This window comes from Fluoribacter gormanii (genome assembly GCF_900156395.1).
GTDB classification, from domain to species: domain Bacteria; phylum Pseudomonadota; class Gammaproteobacteria; order Legionellales; family Legionellaceae; genus Legionella; species Legionella gormanii.
On record NZ_FTNL01000009.1, the window covers coordinates 21142 to 39711 of the forward strand.

The window sequence follows — 18570 nt, forward strand, 5'->3', positions numbered from 1 at the left end:
CAGATTAAAACAATAGTGTTAATTTTCTGCAAAAAAATAGTTAAAAATAAAGATCATGATCAAAATCAAAATTAAAAGAATGATTTAAGTACAAACCCACCCTCTTTTTTTTCTAAAAACTAATTGATAAACTCACTACCCAAATATCCAAATCTCGAGATATAAAGTTGACTTTTGATGCAAATAAATCCTCTGATTCCATTGAAGAAAATTCTTTAGAAAAAGAGAAAGTGGTTATTATTATTCCAACGCATAACGAAGCGTTAGTCATTCAATCAACAATAGAACAAGTATTTGCGTCAGTAGAACAAATTGAGCAGTATGATGTGCATATTTTAATTTTTGATAGCGCCTCTACTGATAACACCAAACAAATCGTTGCTTCATTACAGAACAATTATCCAAAATTACATTTACAAAATGAGCCCACTAAATCTGGACTTGGCTCCGCTTATCTACAAGCCATGAACTATGCATTATTTGCTCTGAATGCGGATATTGTTTTTGAGTTTGATGCGGATCTATCTCACCAGCCCAAATATATTCGTCCAATCTTGGATATGTTGCAAACTTGTGATTGTGTGCTGGGAAGTCGCTATGTAGATGGCGGGAGTATTCCGAATAATTGGGAATTACATCGCAAATTATTTTCTATTTTAGGTAATTACATTGCCAGAGCAGTACTCACCCCCAAATACAAGGATTTTACCAGTGGTTTTCGTGCTACTCGTCGGCAGCAACTGATAAAAATCCTACCTGATCAATTTCTTACAAATCACTATGCATATAAAATGCAGTTGTTGTGGCTTTTACATAAAAATAAAGCAAAAATTCGTGAGTATCCCATTGATTTTATCGATCGTAATCAAGGATACAGTAAACTACCTAAAAACAGCATTGTCGATTCACTGCGAGTCGTTTTTACTTTACGCTATCATGAAATCAAACGTTATTTAAAAATGTGTCTTGTTGGCTCCCTGGGTATTTTTGTGCAATTTATTACCTACAATGTATTGCGTGAATATTTTCAATTCTCGCCTTTTGATGCCTCACAAATTGCAGTATGTACAGCGATTATTAATAATTTCTTTTTGAATAGCAAAATTACATTTAGCGTCAAGAATAAATTATCCTGGACATTAAAAATAAAGCGGCTGTTGCTTTTTACTATTTATTCAGTATTTATAATTAACCTACAAAGTTATTGGTTACGTCTGGGAGTTCTTTGTTTTGGTCCCGGACCCTTACGTGAAAATATAATAATGGCTATGGGAATCGGCTTAATATCTCTTTTAAATTACTATACTTATTCCCGACATATATGGGCAGAAAAATATGTCCCTAGTAATTAAAGATAACCATTGTTATGAGAATGAATCGACAAAAAAAAATTCACCCATGGATATTGAACCAGGAAATGGATATCCATCAGAGAAACGAGCAAATAACAGGATTAGTTCATGGGATTTTTTTAGCTCGCGAAGCGTTAACCTGCTTTTAACTCTTTATTTTACCACTTTACTCTTGTTAGCACCGATTAACATATTATCTCTTGATACGTACTATTATTGGGATTGGAGTCGACACCTGGCGTTATCCTATTATGATGGCTCCCCCATGATTGCCTATTTTATTAGGTTTGCAACTTCATTATTCGGAAATAACCTATTTGCCTTGAGTTTTATAGGCATCACCTGCATTGCGTTCACGAGCGGGATTATTTACAAAAGTGCTCGATTTTTTTTATCTCGCGAAGCAAGCTGTATGGCGATGTTAGCGTGGCTATTTTCTCCACTGGTCACCTTAGATATTTTAAAACAAACGACCTATGATACGCCCCTTGCTTTATTTTGGTCATTAACCCTATATTACACTATAAAATTTATTAAAACCAATAGAATAAGAGAGCTCTACTTAATTGGTATTAGTGCCGGATTGATGATGTTATCCAAATATAGCGGCATTGTTTTAATCTTTTCCCTGCTTATTTTTTTAATCTTTAGTACCTATCGTTCAATTTTTAAATCAAAACATTTTTATTTTGCTGCAATTCTTGCCATTATTATTTTCAGTCCAGTGATTTTTTGGAATTATCAAAATCATTGGCAATCATTTATCTATCAGTTAACCACTCATAAACTTCATCCTGGAGTAAACCCTTTTTATCATACTGTTAAAACATTTTTTACCTCATTCGTCCCTGCACTAAATATTATGCTTCTTCCTCCATTTTTAGTACGCAACCAAAATCTGGATGAAAAAAGCGCATCAATTGTGACATTGTGCCGGACCATTTGTATTACTTTTCTGTGTTTTTACTTATATACAGCAAGCCAAGCTGAGATTAGAGAGTTCTGGCTAACACCTTACCTAATTAGCAGTGCGATTTTATTGGGATATTGGCTTATAACATTTCATTATCGAAAATTTGCCATTTTATTACTCACACTTTATGCGATAATTAGCCTCTGCATTCTAATAGATAACACCTCCAAATTTAATTTTATCAAATCAAAAAAACTGATTTTCTATCATTTAATCCAGAAATTTAATGCGAGCCATCCAGAGTTACCCGATACGGTCTTTACTTCAGGCTGGTTTACAGCCCGGATGCTCTTTTTCCTTCAAAACAAGCCGATTATTTATACTTTAGGTTGTGGCACTGCTCAAAACCAATATGCTTTATGGAATGTTAACATCAATAAAAAAATTGCAGATAAGACCTTAAAAGAAATATTGTACATTGATCGCTATGATCGCCAGAGTTGCTTGAAACAATATTTTGATCAATGCCAAAAAATACCAACTCATATGCATCCATTTAGGCATAAGGAGTATGCACTGAATGTATATAAATGCCGGAATTTTTAAGAGCTCATAATGAACCTATCAATAAACTAATGTGTTGGATAGATTATCGCCTACCCTGAAATGAGACTATAAATCACAACTTGCTCATTAATGACTCGAAAAACGGCACATAAAAAGTGACGAAGCCTTAGACTCGGAATGACTGAGAGCTCTATAGCTAGCTAATCTTTTTTTAACGTATTCATCGAATTATGTTACCATCCATGGTATTAAATTTTGATAAGGATCATCGATGCTTAAATTACTCTTTCTCTTTATTACATTATTTTCTTCAGTCTGTTTGGCTGCTGAAAAAGAAATTGCAATTACGATGGATGATTTGCCTCTAGTTGCCTCAAGAATGGATACTCCAGGAAATCGACAACGATCAACCGAACGCTTTACCCAAATTGTACAAACATTTCAAAAATATAAAGTTCCAGTCACTGGTTTTGTGATTGCAGGAGCGATAGAAAAAGGCCAATGGGATTTCCTTGAGCAATTTCGTCAGGCAGGCTTTATGTTAGGCAATCATACTTACTCACATTATAATCTCAATCAGATCAGTGCTGAAAAATATATTGCAGATGTTGATCGTGCCGATAAAATTCTTACGCCAATAATGACTCAACCCAAATATTTTCGTTATCCCTATCTAGCGGAAGGAAATAAAGGCAAAAAGCAAGAAGTATATGATTATTTAAACAAACATAACTACACCATTGCCCCCGTAACCATTGATAGTAAAGATTTTGACTTTAATGAAATGCTTTACAAAGTTCCATATCGTTCACGAGTAAATTATATTCAAAAATTAAAACCACGTTATTTGGCTTATATATGGAAGCAAACATTAAGAGCTGAGAAAAACGCTAAGGGCGAAAATGCCAAGCAAATATTATTAATTCATGCAAACCTTCTTAATAGCTATGTATTAGGGGATATTCTGGAAATGTATCAAAAAAATGGATATAAATTTATTAGCTTGACTGAGGCATTGAAAAATCCTGCCCCAATGATTAATTTTTCTCCTTCTATGAAAAAAGATACCTTGGGAGAGCAGCTGGAAAACGAACTCCTTAATCTTCCCAATTCAAAAGAAAATTATGTGACACCTGAATAAATTTCAATAGTCTTTACAACCTGGGTGCGGCGAAGCGGAACCCAGATATTTCTACCAGATCCCGGGTTCCTCTTCGCTGCACCCAGGTTACAATGTGATTAAACAAATCAGTACAGGAGGTTATATGTTAATACTTGCTATTCTTTTATTTCTTGCCGCAGTAGCTTGTGGTCTCTTTCTTTTGACAGCAATACTACAAGACAGGCCGATTAATATAACGGTGAGAAATCTTCATGCCGTTTTTGCAGCATTGGGGTTGCTGATTATTATCGTTCATATGCTTGCATTTGCCACAGGTAAATCGACACTTCTAGCCGTAAGCTTAATCCTTTTAATCGTTGCTGCATTAGGTGGATTTAGTATGGTTGCGCTGGCTAAGAAAGGAAAACAACTTCCCAAAATGGGAGTACTTGTTCATCCAATTATTGCCCTTGCCGGATTAATTGCTTTAGTAATCTATGTACTACCCTGACTACTCGGGTTCAAACCTGTTTTTCAATCGTTCACGAAGCGCTTGAACTAATATCTGTGGTGCTTTATCGGGTGATCCTGAATCAAAGGGTGGTTCAGGATCATATTCCAAACCAAGTTGTAAACTTTGCGCCACATGTTCATTGGTAAGTTTTGCGGCAAGATATAAGGCCATATCAATACCAGCTGAAACCCCGGCCGCAGTAATAATTTTACCATCGGTAACAAATCGGTTAGGCGTCGGTATGGCCCCCCAATTTGCTAATCGATGCATTACTGCCCAATGAGTCGTTGCTTTAACCCCGGATAAAATTCCAGCTGCTCCCAGAATCAAACTTCCAGTACAGACAGAAGTAGTCCATAAAGTATGTTCATGAATTGTTTTAATCCATGTAAGCGTTTCAGGACATTCACGTAATGCAGTTGCATTACCAGCCCCTGGAACCAACACAACATCAGTTTGTGAAATTTCAGTTAATGCATGCTCAGCAATTAGGGTAAGTCCGGAACAAGTACGAACCTGTCCCTTATTTAAGGCAACCCGCTGCACGATAACTTCTGGCAAACGACTCAGTACCTCATAGGGCCCAATTGCGTCGAGGGCAGTCATTCCTTCATAAAATAAAAAAGTAATGTGCAGTGGTTTAGGCATCCTTTCCATCTCTTATTCTATCCCTTTTTAACAAATTGAGATTTCAATTTCATGGCACCAATTCCATCAATTTTACAATCAATATCATGATCCCCTTCAACCAAACGAATATTTTTTACTTTGGTACCAACTTTTACTACTTGAGACGATCCTTTAATTTTTAGATCTTTAATTACAGTAACCGTATCCCCATCTTGGAGAATCTGGCCATTCGCATCTTTAATCACGCGTTGATCGTCGTGAAGCTGTTCTTCAGCTCCATCTTTTGACCATTCATAGGAACATTCCGGACAAATTAATTGATTACCATCTTCATAAGTATATTCTGAATTACATTTAGGGCATTGAGGTAGAGAAGACATATTTTGTTCCATTCAAAAAAAAGAGTAATAGTATAGCAAAAACTCGATTAGTCTCCTATAACAGTAATAAGCAGGTGCCGTTCTTGCTCTTGATAACGATGCTCATAGAGATAAATCCCTTGCCAAGTACCTAAAGCTAATTGTCCATTTTGCATGGGAATAGTTAAACTGTTTTGAGTTAATACAGTACGAATATGTGCAGGCATATCATCCTGACCTTCGAGCACATGTTTAAAAAGTGGATCCCCATCGGGAATTAACCGAAGTAGAAAATGTTCCAAATCCTTACGAACTTGAGGATCATAGTTTTCACAAAGCATCAAAGAGGCACTGGTATGTTTGAGGAACAAATGGCATAAGCCTTGTCGTATCGTGGTTTTCGATAGCAGCGTCTTTACAACAGTAGTAATATCCTGCGTACCTCGACCAGAAGTATTAAACGTGATGGGGAATTGTTCAATTTTCATAAGATTAGCGATTTGGTTATTGGTTCATTTGTACTATCGCAAAATTCGCGTCAGGATTCAAAGTAAATCATCTGGATTTACCATAGAACCAATAATGGTCAGTACTTTATGCCTGGATTTATCTCCTCGTTGCAAGGTAATTTGCCTTATTGGTACTTTAAATATCTCAGCAATATACTTCAAAAGTGCTTTATTAGCGCGACCTTCAATAGGTGGAGTATTTAAGCGAATCTTAAGCTCCCCTTCATGAAGACCGACAATCTCTGTTTTTTTGGCACCTGGCTGAACATATAAACGAAGGGTTAAACCTTCAGCATCGCGTTGATACCACACTTATCCCATCACCCTTGGAGTTTTTAATAACCCAAATTAAAGGATTTATTAATGGGTTACAAGATAAATCAGCTTAAAGAAGATTAGAACCTGGGCTACAGCTTCGCATTCACCCAGATGAACCAATTGATTTAGTTAGTAAGGCTAAGAGCAGAAGCTACTTGTTCCATACTGTTATAAGTTTTACCAAGTAATTTGATATCACTCTCTAACATACGTCGATTAACTTCCTCCATCTCTTTCTGAGCGTCTTGCATTTTACGTGCATTAGAAAAGAACGAATCGACCTTACTTGCAATGCTTATTTGGTTTTTCCCAATTTGAGATTGAAACCATGATGTAGCAAGAGGAGCAGGACAATCTTTAGTGATAAGACGCACGGGAAGTTTGCCATCGCTTAATGGTTGAGCCAAGTTATCCCCTGCTTTTTCTAATCGCTCCAATAAAGAAGGATTATCTGTTGTAATTGCATGGCGTATGGTCGCGTCACGAATGATTGTTAGCATTTTTGTGTATTTTTCAACCTTCTCTTGAGCCGCACCTTCTACGAGCTTCTTGGCAGTTGCATAAGCTAAATTCTCACCATCAAAAATAATGTGTGGATCTTTTGCAAATATTGCTAAAATTTCTGGACGACCTGTGGATAAAATAACACTCATAGTCGTTTTAGTGGCCTTAGAGTTTTCAAAGCTAAGATCAGGGTGTTGCGCAATAAACTCAATCAAATCTAACGGAGGTGTTAAGAGAAGAACGACTCGCATCAGAAGACTTCTTCCATTGGTATTTACTGCATTGATTAACTCAGGATGATCATTAATCAATGTTTTAACTTGCTCATATTCTTTTTTAGTCACAGCTTGCCATAATGCTTCTTCTTGTGGCGTCATATTCCTCTCCCTTTTATAAAAAATTGGACATATTATAGCAAAAAAGAGGCATGCTGTGATATAAAATTTCAATTATGATACAAAAATCATTTACATTCCCATACCACTTTGTGGGCTATTTTTGAACTGAATCATAGAGGCGAGGTTATCTTTTACTTGATTTAATGGCTCATAATCAATGCCTAAATTGCATGCCTCACAAATTTTTTGAATATGGGATGGGCTTGCTTTATCAAAGCCAATTGATTTTGCATCTTCAATAAGCGTTTCGATTTTTTTTATTTTTTCTGCGATTTCTGGTTCGGCCTCTTCATTCAATTCACTTAAAACAGCGGATAGCTCTTCGATCATTGATTCATAATTACGTTGTTTTTCCGGATCAAACTCAATGAGCTCCGTTCCGTCCCTCATAGTACTCATAAAAAATCGATATCGTTGAACATGTACTGAATTTCGAGGCTCTTCACTAGGAGCAATTTCAGACTCATCTTTTTTAAGACTCGCAAGTTCAATAACAGACGCACTTGGCTCCGCATCAATATTTTGCTCATCAGGCAAAGAAACACTATGAGGTTTATCATCAAGAATATCCTGAGAATACCCATTCATCACCTCAACAGCAGAGCGACTAGATTTTAGGTCAACGTCTCGCTCTGTAGACAGAAAAGGAGTTGAGATATTTTCATTAAGTATTTTAGAATCATGCTGTTCTTCACTCATAGGTTCAACAGTAAAGGTACTTGATTTCAGGTCAAGGTCTTGCTCTTCAAATGCAACCGTAGGTGTTGGAGGAGATATTTGGGAATCCACATTGAGTGATTCCAAGACTTGAGAGGAGGATTTTGGAGCTAAAGTGAACTTTTTCATTAAGTGTATATTAATCTCAAAACGTTTTTTTGCATCCTCTGCTAATATTGGTTCAACAATACTCACTATATTTTCTAATTCTTTATTACATTTATTTAATAAAACCTGAGTGGAATCATAATTCTTAACTGTTTTCAATTCTTCTTTATATTTTTCTAATTGCATTAAGACCATATCCAGTTTGTAAATTTGCTCTTCGTTCAATTCTTTAACAGGACATTTTCTTAATTCATCTATGATTAAACTCAAGCTACTGTCTACATCCTCTAAAGCATGTACACGTGCAGTCTCATAATGCACAGATAGCTCTTCCATCGCCTGTTTCCATTCGCTTTGAATCGCTTGACTTTCCTTTTGAAAATTCATGGTAATGGTTTGATGTTCTTCATAAATCTTTTGTAATTGTGGAGACTCATGACGAACTTCTTCAAAAAATTGTTCAAGAGCTCCTTGCGCTTCTTTAAATTTTCCTTCTTTGATTTGATGCTGTTTTTCAAGGACTTGTATTTCTAATGGTGCTTCTTCATCAACTGGAGTTATCTCAAGACATTGCGCCTCCATTTCCTCTTTTATTACTACTAATTTTTTATAAAGTGATATCGCTTTTTGTTTTGTTTCTTCGCTAATATTCTCGTCTTGATTAATTACATTTAATGTCTCTCGCATTAGATTAAGATGTTGATCATAAGCTGTATCAATTTGTTTTATTTGCTTTACATGGTAGATATGAGTAATCCGTTTCATTTCATCTTCATAATAGCGAAATAAATCCATATTAGTTAAACCATAAAGCGATTTTTCCCATTCAGACGCCGGCGGAGCTAACGATATAGGTACCTCAGGCTGTTGGATTGATGACTCCTTTTTTCTGGGAACAAACACAAAATCCTGTATATTTGCGGCTGCAGCCTGAGCTTGCTCTTTTTCTATTTCTTCAAGCAATGCAATTTCATTTGCTAATAAATTTTTATCTTCAAAAAGCGATCGAATGACATCAAACTGACCAGTAACCGTTAGAAAGAAGAGCAAATTGTGCTCGCACAAATGAATAAACTCACTAAAAAATTGTTCATTTTGATGAATTACATCATTTTTATTTTGGATCGAATTAAGCCTTCTGAGCCATTCTAAATAGGAAACCAAAAGGGGATAGGTTGCTTCAGATAACTCACGTTGTTTTAAGATTGCATCACTGGGATTACCCATTACTCGTTTTAAATGCTCATCTGGTGATATATGAAGAATTCCCATAACTCACTACCCATTTATTGCTCATATTTTCTTAAAGTATAGTATTTTTTATTCAGTGCGTTCTGATGATGAGCATTTAATCGGTTATTTTCAATTTAACAATAGAGATGAGCCGAGTGATGCAAGCAATGTACTTCGTTCAATGCCGTACATTTTTAGGGAGATAATTCATTACGCAGTAGCTCAAACATTTTGCGTTGGTAATCTCGAGATCACGAAAATAGGTTATTTCTTTTAAATAAAAATCAAACGTCTCCTGAATTGCTTCAAAATAACCTTTAATGACAACCGAATAACGCATTTTCTCTGCATAGTGTAATTCGAGTAATTTGGAATATAAAAAAGTGACTTCATAAGCACATTGGGTGTGCGCCATAAGTGCAACATCAAAACAATTCGCTTCAAGCAATTTAGCTTTCAGTGTGTTAACATGGACAAGTATGCTGGAAATGTAAAAATTAATTTTTTCAATTTTTTCTTTATAAACATCGCCTAATACGTCAGGGATTGAATGGACCATATCACGTAAGAAATTTAAATCAGCAATATAATTTCCCAACACATTACCTTTCTTCATTTCTATAAATCGAGCTTGCCATTGTACTAAGAGCATCACGATACGCTTATAAGCGATTAGTTCTTTTTCTTTAGAATAATCTATGGCAGGAAATTGGTTACTGGTTTTTATATGCTCCATTTGTCCCATCACCATAAAACAGGCATTTTTTACATCTTCAAAAGTTAATGACTCAAAATTGCTTGTTTCAATTTTTTCACTAATAGTATCAATAACTTTTACTACATCAGGAGATAACATTGCCATTCCAAATTCAACATCGTCTAAATTTGATTATAGTTCAATATTTAAACAAAAAGGGGTTTGTTTTGGAAGATTGATGATACTTAATGCATGGTTTGAACATCTTTATAAATGGGTAGCGCTGTTACCCAGCGCTACAGATGATTACATCACGAGTGCTACGGATTCAATGTCTGTTTCATGGATATCAATAGATACACGTGATGGCCTATCAGATTTTAAAGTCTCATCGAGGGATGGATTTGCTTTTTGTTGCGATTTGACCCTCATTAGCTCTTTTTCAAATTTAGAAAGCTCAGCAATACTGGTAATTCGCATGGCATAAATCCCTTCTTTTTGCTCTTCTTCATCAATTTTCTCATTGAGGAATGCAACTTGTTGTTGCAACGATTCGGCTTGCTCTGCTATTTGTTGACGTAATAGCTCAAGTTGGCCAGCTAATATATTCTGCTTTTTTTGAATATCTGGACGAAACGCTTTATTTAAATTTCTCGTAGGTCTTTTAATTAAGTCATTAAATTCCAGACGCCAATCTTCCATATTTTCGGGGGTAAATACGTAGCTTGACATGTAGGACGAAATATTTCCCCATAAATTTTTGGGCTTCGTGCCCTCAATGATTCGCTCCTGTAAATCCCTAAAATCGATTTTTAATATTATATCTTGAATTTTTTCAATTTCTTCTGTCTCTAAATTTGGAAAATCAAATGATTTCATCAATTCTCGGTCATGAAAATGCTTGCGAACTGACTCAGGAAATGAATCTAAATGTTCAGGTGCTTGAGCATCTATGAGTTCTTTTAAGCCAAGAATTTCATTAACCTGCTCCTGAAATTGTTCAGGAAATTTTGCTGCATTTGCCTTCTTGTTTTCTTCCAATTTAAGTAGCGGTACTTCTTCTTTTATCAATTGATCTAAAGTGTCCATTTTTTCTTTGGCTTGCTTTAAGCTTTCATTCAAAGCAGATCTTTGATTCATTAAATTCTGGGTGCATGAATTATAATGCGTAAAATGTTGCAATAATGAATGAGAACCAGTGCCTTCAATAACTAAATCAAAATATTGGCTATAGCCATTATTTCCCTCCTTGAGCGTAACATCTCTGACCTTAAATCCGTTTAATCCATTAAGTTTTTCCTTGAGATTTTCAGCCTTACACTTTAGATATTTACTTGTATTAAGTAATTCTTTATGTTCCTGGCCTAATGACTCACAAAGAAGTCGCACCTCGCCACGAAGTCGAGCTACAGGTCCTTGTAATTTTGAATTTTTTCCTGCAAGTTCTTCCATTTTATGCGAGAGAACTTCGTACATTTCACGAAAAGCATAGATAGAATTGCTCTCGGCTCGTATTGCATTTAATGTATTCTTAATTGCCTTCCATTCTCTATTTTTCTGTAAATCGACTTCTTTCTCTTCCATGGCTTGAATCGCAGAATTCAATTTTCTTTTCGTTGCGGTACAAAGAGACTCCTCTTTACAATCATGTATGAAATCAGCATCCAGTTTATCTTTATTTGAACCAATAGCCGTTAATCCATCAAGGGTAGCCATAGTTTCTTTAATTAAAGTACGCGTGTTCTTGTGTCCCAAAGAGAATATCCATAAACCTTCAAGTTGCGCTTCATGCTCTGCCAATACTCGATATAAATTCCTAATAGCACTTTGTTGTGCTGGAAGTCTATCAGCTCCTTTTAGTTTGTCTGCATCTGCTAATACATACGCAGCATTCAATATGTCTCTAGCAGCGTTAGTAACAGCTGTTCGTTCGAGCAAATAACCTAGGCCGCGATGTTCCTCTTTAGCCCAGGATAAGCTCGTTTCCAATTCATCTACAAGCTCTGCGATCACTCTATCAAAATAAACTGCTTTTAATTCGTTTATCCCGCTGGTCTCTTCAAGACCGGCTTCTTTATAAACCCGCAACAACTCTTGGATTACCGGTTGCATGGTGTATTTTTCAGCGAATCGATCTTCAGGTAAATCTTTATTGGCATAATCAAGTAAAAGATCAACGAGATTATCTAAGTTTTTTGCATCCATAACTTGTTGAACCAATATGGATCGCACAATTTTCTTTAAATGAGGATTATTTTCTATAATGAGGCTAATGTCCTTAGCAAATAATCTCACTTGGCTTTTAGCAAAAGCTTCACGATAACTTTCTACATCACCGTCAGCAAATCGTAGCATCGCGCCATTTACTTCTAATCCGGATTCGACATAACGACATGTTTTTTTCTTCTCAGCAAGTTTTTCTTTCTTGCTTCTACGGGCAGCCAATCGATTAAATTTTAATTGCTCGTTTAAAGATACCTCATCCAGATAATGACAACGTAATGCATTAACTGAGCCCTCTACTACGAAGTACTCAGCTTTCTCTTTAAGAAGTGCTCGATGTTGCTCCCAAATAGAGCATACAGCGACTTCATAAGCTGCTATTGCTTTATCTAATGCAATCGTCTGTAAGTTCTTATTTGCAATACGACGTATGTAGGGATCAGGATACTTCTGAGGATCAGTATACTCAAAGCATTCGTCCGAACATTCACTTAAAGAACGAGTCAAATCCTCTCTTTGTATTGACAACGCTGCATCCAGTGTTTTCCATTCGTGTTTTGGACAAACAAGATGTAAAAACTCTTTCCACTCTTGAAATTGTTCGAACACAACTTGTTGTATATTGGATACCCTTTGCACGTAATGACGCGTGACAGCGGCTTCTTCCTTTTGTTGACTTTGCAGTTCGGCCAAAAAAGCAAGTATTTCCTTCCGCCTACTTTGGGTCTGATAAAACCCGGATTGTAAAATATAGGCCCCTTTTGATTCATAGATAGCAACGTATTTAGCTGGCCTACCCTTCCCACCAGTGCAGCCTGTAACTCGCTGTGCAGCCCGGGCATCCAAATAAGTTTGAATCGCTAAAAATCCCTTCGGATGTTGTGTTGTAAAATCCGCACTTTGCGCAAATGCTGTAGTAGTAATCGTTATTGTATTTTTTTTTCCAGACTGATTGTTAATCCATTTTTTGCGTTCTGCCACAGATTCAGTGCCCGTAAATGCGGCAATATTGCTTTTACTGAACTGTTTTTTTAGATATTCTTGAAGAACTTTTACTTCATTAACATCTTTCGCGAATAGGACAACAGGTTGTCCTTCTTGTGCTTGATTAATGGCTTCTCTTACAGCGCGGACATAAGCTGCTTTATTTGCGATAACTCGTGTAGTCAGTTCCACACGTTTATTTTTTTGATAAGATGGTATTTTGCACGCAATATCCATGTCGAACTTATTACATTGTTCCACTAACCTCTCTTTTCGACTGAGAGTATTCGAGATGCTAATAACACGTCCCTGTTTTTTATAGTGATCAATGAAATCCTTAGTTGATACAGAATCAATACAACACATTTCAGGCTCAATAACGAACTCCCAATCAGGGTATTTCTTTTGCAACCGAGCATGCAGAAATTGATGCGTCATAAAAGTTAAATCACCTTGAGCAACTTTTTGATTTAAGGGAATAGCAACATGCCGTGCTGTTTTAGAGGGTGGAATAATAAAATCTTCCCCTGCAACAAAACGTTGTGCTTCTATCGCTGCATTGATCCATAAACTAAATTTTTTATCAGGTAATGAGTTTAACTGCACTTTATGCCGACCTGTAGGCGCATGTCTGTCAAGAAACTCTTTTAACTGGATTATATCCCGATCTTCGCTCCAGCCTTTGTCGAGAATTTTAAATTGTCTCTGATTAATAAATTCATTGATTAAAGGATAAACCCAGGTATATGAACTATCCTCATCATCCCCCTCACGCTTAAGAGCAAGATTAAATAAAGTCTTTTCATCTAATTCCGAGAAATCAGATCCATAAAGGATCAAATTACTCGCTACAGGATGACCATTCTTATAACCTGTCATGTCTTCATTTTCGATTCTGGCCCGATAGCGATATGAAGCCATATCACCTATAGTAGAATAATTTATCCCACCAACCTGATACGTTCCTTTAAGAGAATTTCCCTCAACGCAGCTGGAAGCGATTCCTAGAGAAGCAAAAAAATCTTCATCATGTTTATAATTCTGGACCATCATGTCTCGGTTGACGGCACACACATCAATAGCCCCACCATCTGCTTCAACCCACTGCATTACAGCAAGTAGTGCATTAGCACTACAATTGCTCTCTTCATCCAGTTCCACCAGCATATTGCTTCGTTGGTTTTTTAATGCCATTAAAATGGCAATAAGCTGTGTGGTATCAACAAATTTTCCTGTAGCTCGAGAATACTGCTCACGTAACACGGCAAGCAATCTCAACTGAGCTTTTAGTTTCTCATGAGCATCCAGATGCGCTGTTCTTATTTTAGAAATCAGTGTATCTGATAATTCACGTAACTCCGCGCGACTGACTTTAGTCAAATCCTGGTATGTTTTAATTTGGTACGTTGTTGGGTCATTTCCTACAGCCAAAGTAAAAGGTTTGTCCCTTCCTATTGCATTGATATAGATAATTTGTTGCGCTAAATCATATTGTTCTTGACGAGTTAATGCGGTTCCTTCAACAATATTTCTAATATCAGCAATAACTTGTGCAACATTAGAAGCATCAAATTGCTCATCAAGAACTTGTTCACTATCTTTTAAAATAATGCCGAATGCATTTTTTTGTGGCGCACGTCCAGATTTAGGATCCCTGTCAAATTCATCAACATAAGCCTTAAGATCTTTAACATCTCCATTTAACACATTGATAAACGATTCCATTTCTGGATAAGGTGGATAATCAAATAGTTGTGCAAGCTCCGGTAGATTCAGTGGATTTAATTCAAGACCTGCTTGAACATCCAGCAAACGATGAATATTTGCATCAGTTGCATGGTCACCAAGCACAATTAATATTTTTGCCCAATTATTTAAATCAGAATCCGCTGTGCTTTCTAACGTACAGACTAAGTTGTAATAACGATTCAACTCATCCTTATCACATTTAGTGCATGCTTTCACCAATAAAGTAAGCAACGGTACCAGTGAACCCACTTCTGCTTTCGACTGAATAATCGATAGGGTTTTATTAATAACCTTTTTTAGCAACTTCTCATCAAGATTTGAACCTGCTTTTTTTATTCCATTGATTAGAGCATCAAACAAGTCCTCAGCATGCTGATCATCCACGCCTACCAAGGGTTTTAATTCCATCATACTTTTTAATGGAAATAATGTTTTCTGAGTTAGATTATGACTGAATGAACAGCGCAACAGGACTTCATAAGCCTCTTCCCCAAGTATTTCCCGGTATTTTGTTAGATATGTAACTTCGTTCAATGCTTTTTGTAGCTGCTCTGAGGAGTAATCCGGTGTTCCTTTTAATATCTTGCATAAAATTGCTAAGGAAGATGCAACTGAAGACGTTTTTCCTTGGCTTAATACATCCAGTAAATTTCTCATCTGAACCACTGTTTCAGAATTTGTTCCAAGTACTGTGGACTTAATCAAATCTGTTAATAATGAAATAGAACGGTGAAACTCAACATTATTTTGGTTTTTAATGCGAATTAATGAATTAATTAATTCATTCACTGCGTTTAATTGTTGCTCCAATTTCAACAGGGCTTCATCAATAGGGAGATCAGTGTCTAATTCTTTAATTTGCTTTAATAGAAATCGGTCAAAATCTCTATTTGATGTTTGTAATGCATTGATAGCGGCTCTTAAACTGAATTGGCAAGCGGTTTCAATTCTAGATCTCAGTACTGCAACAAAGGATTTCTGCGTAAAAAATTCATTGCCCAAAACCTCATCCATTTGTTTTCTTTCTTCTGGAAATCCAGATAAAGTCCAAAAAAACCACCTACTGTTTAACACATTCTTTGCTTCTTGCTCTTCGTCAGCCAAAACCTCGAAAACTCTTCGAGCATTAATGGGCCGTTGTCTCAAATACCACAGTACAATTTGATGAGAACCTATCCAGGACTCCAAATATCCTGTTAGCTTTTCTGGAAAAGCTTCAAATTTTGATTGTAGTTGCCAATCCTCATAAATTTGTTCCATCATGCTAAAAAGGTTAATTACTTGTTCGCTAACTGCATCGTCCCCTATTTTTACCTCAGGCAATTCACTACGAACAATTGCAAGAACATCCGCATTTTGATGTTCAACATGAGGCAACCTATTTAATTTCTCTTCTGCCTCGGTCACTGAATTAACGACTTTTATCAGCTGCTCAAGAGATGGCAAGCGATAAGACACTTCTATATTGATATCAGTGAGAATTGCTAATAACTGGCTTCTATGCTCAGCCTGCATAGCATGCAGGGCTTTTGCCAATGTTTTTATTTTTGCTTCAAACTCACTATCGTCTTCACCATCTCGTGTCATTTTCGGTACGTCATCACTTAATAAAGAGAGGAGTACGACAAACTGAGACAAACGCTCGGGTTGATCGTGAAAAAGTCCAGATAAAAATGTATCTAATTTAGAAGGAGCAGCTAAATGCTCAAGCAGCGCAGAAAAAGAAAACTTTTGGATGGCGGCGGTATGTGTCTGTTCTATACCCAAGCGTCGTTCATAATTATTAATAACAGATGAGGCGGCGTCACCATATTTCTTCATAAGTTTTAAAGCAAGGACACTTGCTTCATGAAAATCATGCTGTGCTTGTTCTAATAGTGGCTCTTCGGTTTTTAGTGTGAGTGATAGAATATCAATAAGCCTATTCAGCTCATCAGCGGCAGGCATTAACTCCCAACTGTAATTCCCTAGTTCCCCTAAAACAACAGTAAGTACAGTTAATAATTGAGCACTCATGTCCTCATTAAAGTGATTGGCTATTGCCGTAAATTTGTCAAGCAAACTTTTAAAGCGGGTATAAGGATCTTTTGATTTAGTACATGCCTGCTGTCCCGTAGTCGTCAATGCAGCGATACTAAGCAATAATACTTTATTCTGAACGCTCAGATTTTTATTGTTACTAATTTCTCGTTCAATCTTTTGATATACATCCAGACTAAAGGCCCACTCCTGCACACCAATAAAACGATAAAAACGAGTGACAACTTCCTCATATGGAAGGTCGAAACGGCTTAACCAGACACTTACATCCTTCGGCGTTTCAGGGGTTGAATAATCAGGAACCTCTTCATCTGCATTAGGTCTTAAATTCATTTGCCTTGATACCAGCTTATAATTGTTATAACGACTGGCATGATAGGCCCCATCAAGATCTAACCTATCTAAATAAGTAAGTTGCTCCTCAGGATCACTGCTGTTATTTATGATGAACAGTAAGCGATCTAGTGTGGGCTTCATGAGACCGATATGTTCTAAAGTACAGGAGAAAGGTAACTTCAGACTCTTATTCTCCAGCTCCTTTAAAAAATAATCATAAGCTTCAAATAAATCATTAAACTCAGGGCGAGCACCTGTTGCTTTATGTTGAGAAACTAATTTAACCCACCATATTTTTTGTTCGTTGCTTAGTTCACTCAACTTTTGAAGATTTGCCAAACCTTGGCGAGACATTAACGCAAGATAGTTTTCAGGTTTATCCAGAAATAACTTATCAAAGTCTTTAAAAAATTCCTTATCATGTAATACCTTCATCTGTTGCAATAAAAGTAAAACACCATCAGCTCCTGTATGAATTAACACTTGCGCCAGACCTTGATAATTAAGGTCACCTAAAGGAATCGCCTGGAGTAAGCTTATTATCCTCTTCAGTTTTGGTGGATTATCTTCTGTCGCGACAGACAAGAACAAAATAAAGGCCGCTTGGCGTTGTTCCGCTGAGGTATTTTCACTCCATAAATTTTTAAACTCTTCCCTATAAACCTCCCTGCTTTTAGAATCTTTTTTCAAGAGACGGAATTGGCGGTAAGAACCAACAATATTGCGCGCATTTTCTTCAACATACTCAGGAATTTGCGTCAAAGGAGTTCCTTGCTCCGGGTGTTGATATGGTTGCTCATTGTTTTTGCGCTTTCGCTGGGTTGCTTTAATTTGTTGATGCGGAGCTTCATGCTGCGTTGGCATTTGATATTGAAGCTGTAGCCCCATGCTAGGACTTTTTATACCCTCAACCCAATTCTTTTTAGCTTTTCGTATTCTAGTCGCATGAGGATGAACAAGAATTGCTGAGTTAGAGAGCTCTGTTACTTGTTGTTGGAATTCGAAAGAAAACTTTTGTCGTTTATTGATAAGATATGCATTATCAAAGGATACTTGATACTTAGGGGGAGTAATTTCAAATTTGTAACGTTTTGTACGCTCTGGTTTTAAAAGAAAATCAACCAACTGATTAAAATCTTCTTGGGTCAATGCATCACACCCTAAAGATAAATTGACTTCGCCAGAAATCAACTTATCTTGTTCATATGTGGTTTCTAAATAAGCAGTAAAATTCTCGATATTATCAAAGATATATTCGCCCAGAGTGATTCTCATGCAACCATGTCCCCCAAATAATAAATACTAAGACTTTATTAT

Annotated in this window: 12 protein-coding genes; 4 read left to right on the plus strand and 8 right to left on the minus strand. The window is 36.5% G+C overall.

Features of this window, described 5'->3' with window-relative positions:
• Positions 1 to 167: 167 nt before the first annotated feature.
• The 4 genes from BW930_RS07125 to BW930_RS07140 all read left to right on the plus strand — a co-directional run bounded on the left by BW930_RS07125 (position 168) and on the right by BW930_RS07140 (position 4445).
• Entirely contained in the window at positions 168 to 1352 is a 1185-nt protein-coding gene (locus BW930_RS07125; RefSeq protein ID WP_058468469.1) for a glycosyltransferase family 2 protein, read from the plus strand.
• Complete coding sequence (locus BW930_RS07130) at positions 1336 to 2871, plus strand: glycosyltransferase family 39 protein (protein WP_238587876.1); 1536 nt, start codon at positions 1336 to 1338, stop codon at positions 2869 to 2871. Before BW930_RS07125 ends, BW930_RS07130 begins: the two co-directional genes overlap by 17 nt.
• 232 nt (positions 2872 to 3103) lie before the next feature.
• Positions 3104 to 3973, plus strand: coding sequence for a polysaccharide deacetylase family protein (locus tag BW930_RS07135; protein WP_058468470.1), 870 nt, complete (start codon positions 3104 to 3106; stop codon positions 3971 to 3973).
• A 124-nt stretch (positions 3974 to 4097) separates the two neighbouring features.
• Positions 4098 to 4445 (plus strand): hypothetical protein, encoded by a 348-nt coding sequence (locus BW930_RS07140; RefSeq protein ID WP_058468471.1) that lies wholly within the window; start codon positions 4098 to 4100, stop codon positions 4443 to 4445.
• Here BW930_RS07140 and BW930_RS07145 read toward each other — a convergent pair whose 3' ends face one another.
• The 8 genes from BW930_RS07145 to BW930_RS07180 form a co-directional block, all read right to left on the minus strand.
• Positions 4446 to 5096, minus strand: coding sequence for a DJ-1/PfpI family protein (locus BW930_RS07145; RefSeq protein ID WP_082647075.1), 651 nt, complete (start codon positions 5094 to 5096; stop codon positions 4446 to 4448).
• A 17-nt stretch (positions 5097 to 5113) separates the two neighbouring features.
• Complete coding sequence (locus BW930_RS07150) at positions 5114 to 5458, minus strand: zinc ribbon domain-containing protein YjdM (RefSeq protein WP_058468472.1); 345 nt, start codon at positions 5456 to 5458, stop codon at positions 5114 to 5116.
• Between the two features lie 47 nt (positions 5459 to 5505).
• Positions 5506 to 5925 (minus strand): secondary thiamine-phosphate synthase enzyme YjbQ, encoded by a 420-nt coding sequence (locus BW930_RS07155; RefSeq protein ID WP_058468473.1) that lies wholly within the window; start codon positions 5923 to 5925, stop codon positions 5506 to 5508.
• Positions 5926 to 5982: 57 nt separating this feature from the next.
• The gene (locus BW930_RS07160) at positions 5983 to 6258 is read right to left on the minus strand and encodes a DUF167 domain-containing protein (protein WP_058468474.1); all 276 of its coding nucleotides are present in this window, start codon (positions 6256 to 6258) and stop codon (positions 5983 to 5985) included.
• Between the two features lie 131 nt (positions 6259 to 6389).
• Positions 6390 to 7145 (minus strand): hypothetical protein, encoded by a 756-nt coding sequence (locus BW930_RS07165; RefSeq protein WP_058468475.1) that lies wholly within the window; start codon positions 7143 to 7145, stop codon positions 6390 to 6392.
• A 90-nt stretch (positions 7146 to 7235) separates the two neighbouring features.
• Positions 7236 to 9263, minus strand: a complete 2028-nt coding sequence (locus tag BW930_RS07170; protein WP_058468476.1) for a hypothetical protein — start codon at positions 9261 to 9263, stop codon at positions 7236 to 7238.
• Positions 9264 to 9402: 139 nt separating this feature from the next.
• Complete coding sequence (locus BW930_RS07175; protein ID WP_238587877.1) at positions 9403 to 10086, minus strand: hypothetical protein; 684 nt, start codon at positions 10084 to 10086, stop codon at positions 9403 to 9405.
• Positions 10087 to 10227: 141 nt separating this feature from the next.
• Positions 10228 to 18528, minus strand: coding sequence for a hypothetical protein (locus BW930_RS07180; RefSeq protein ID WP_058468478.1), 8301 nt, complete (start codon positions 18526 to 18528; stop codon positions 10228 to 10230).
• Positions 18529 to 18570 lie beyond the last annotated feature (42 nt).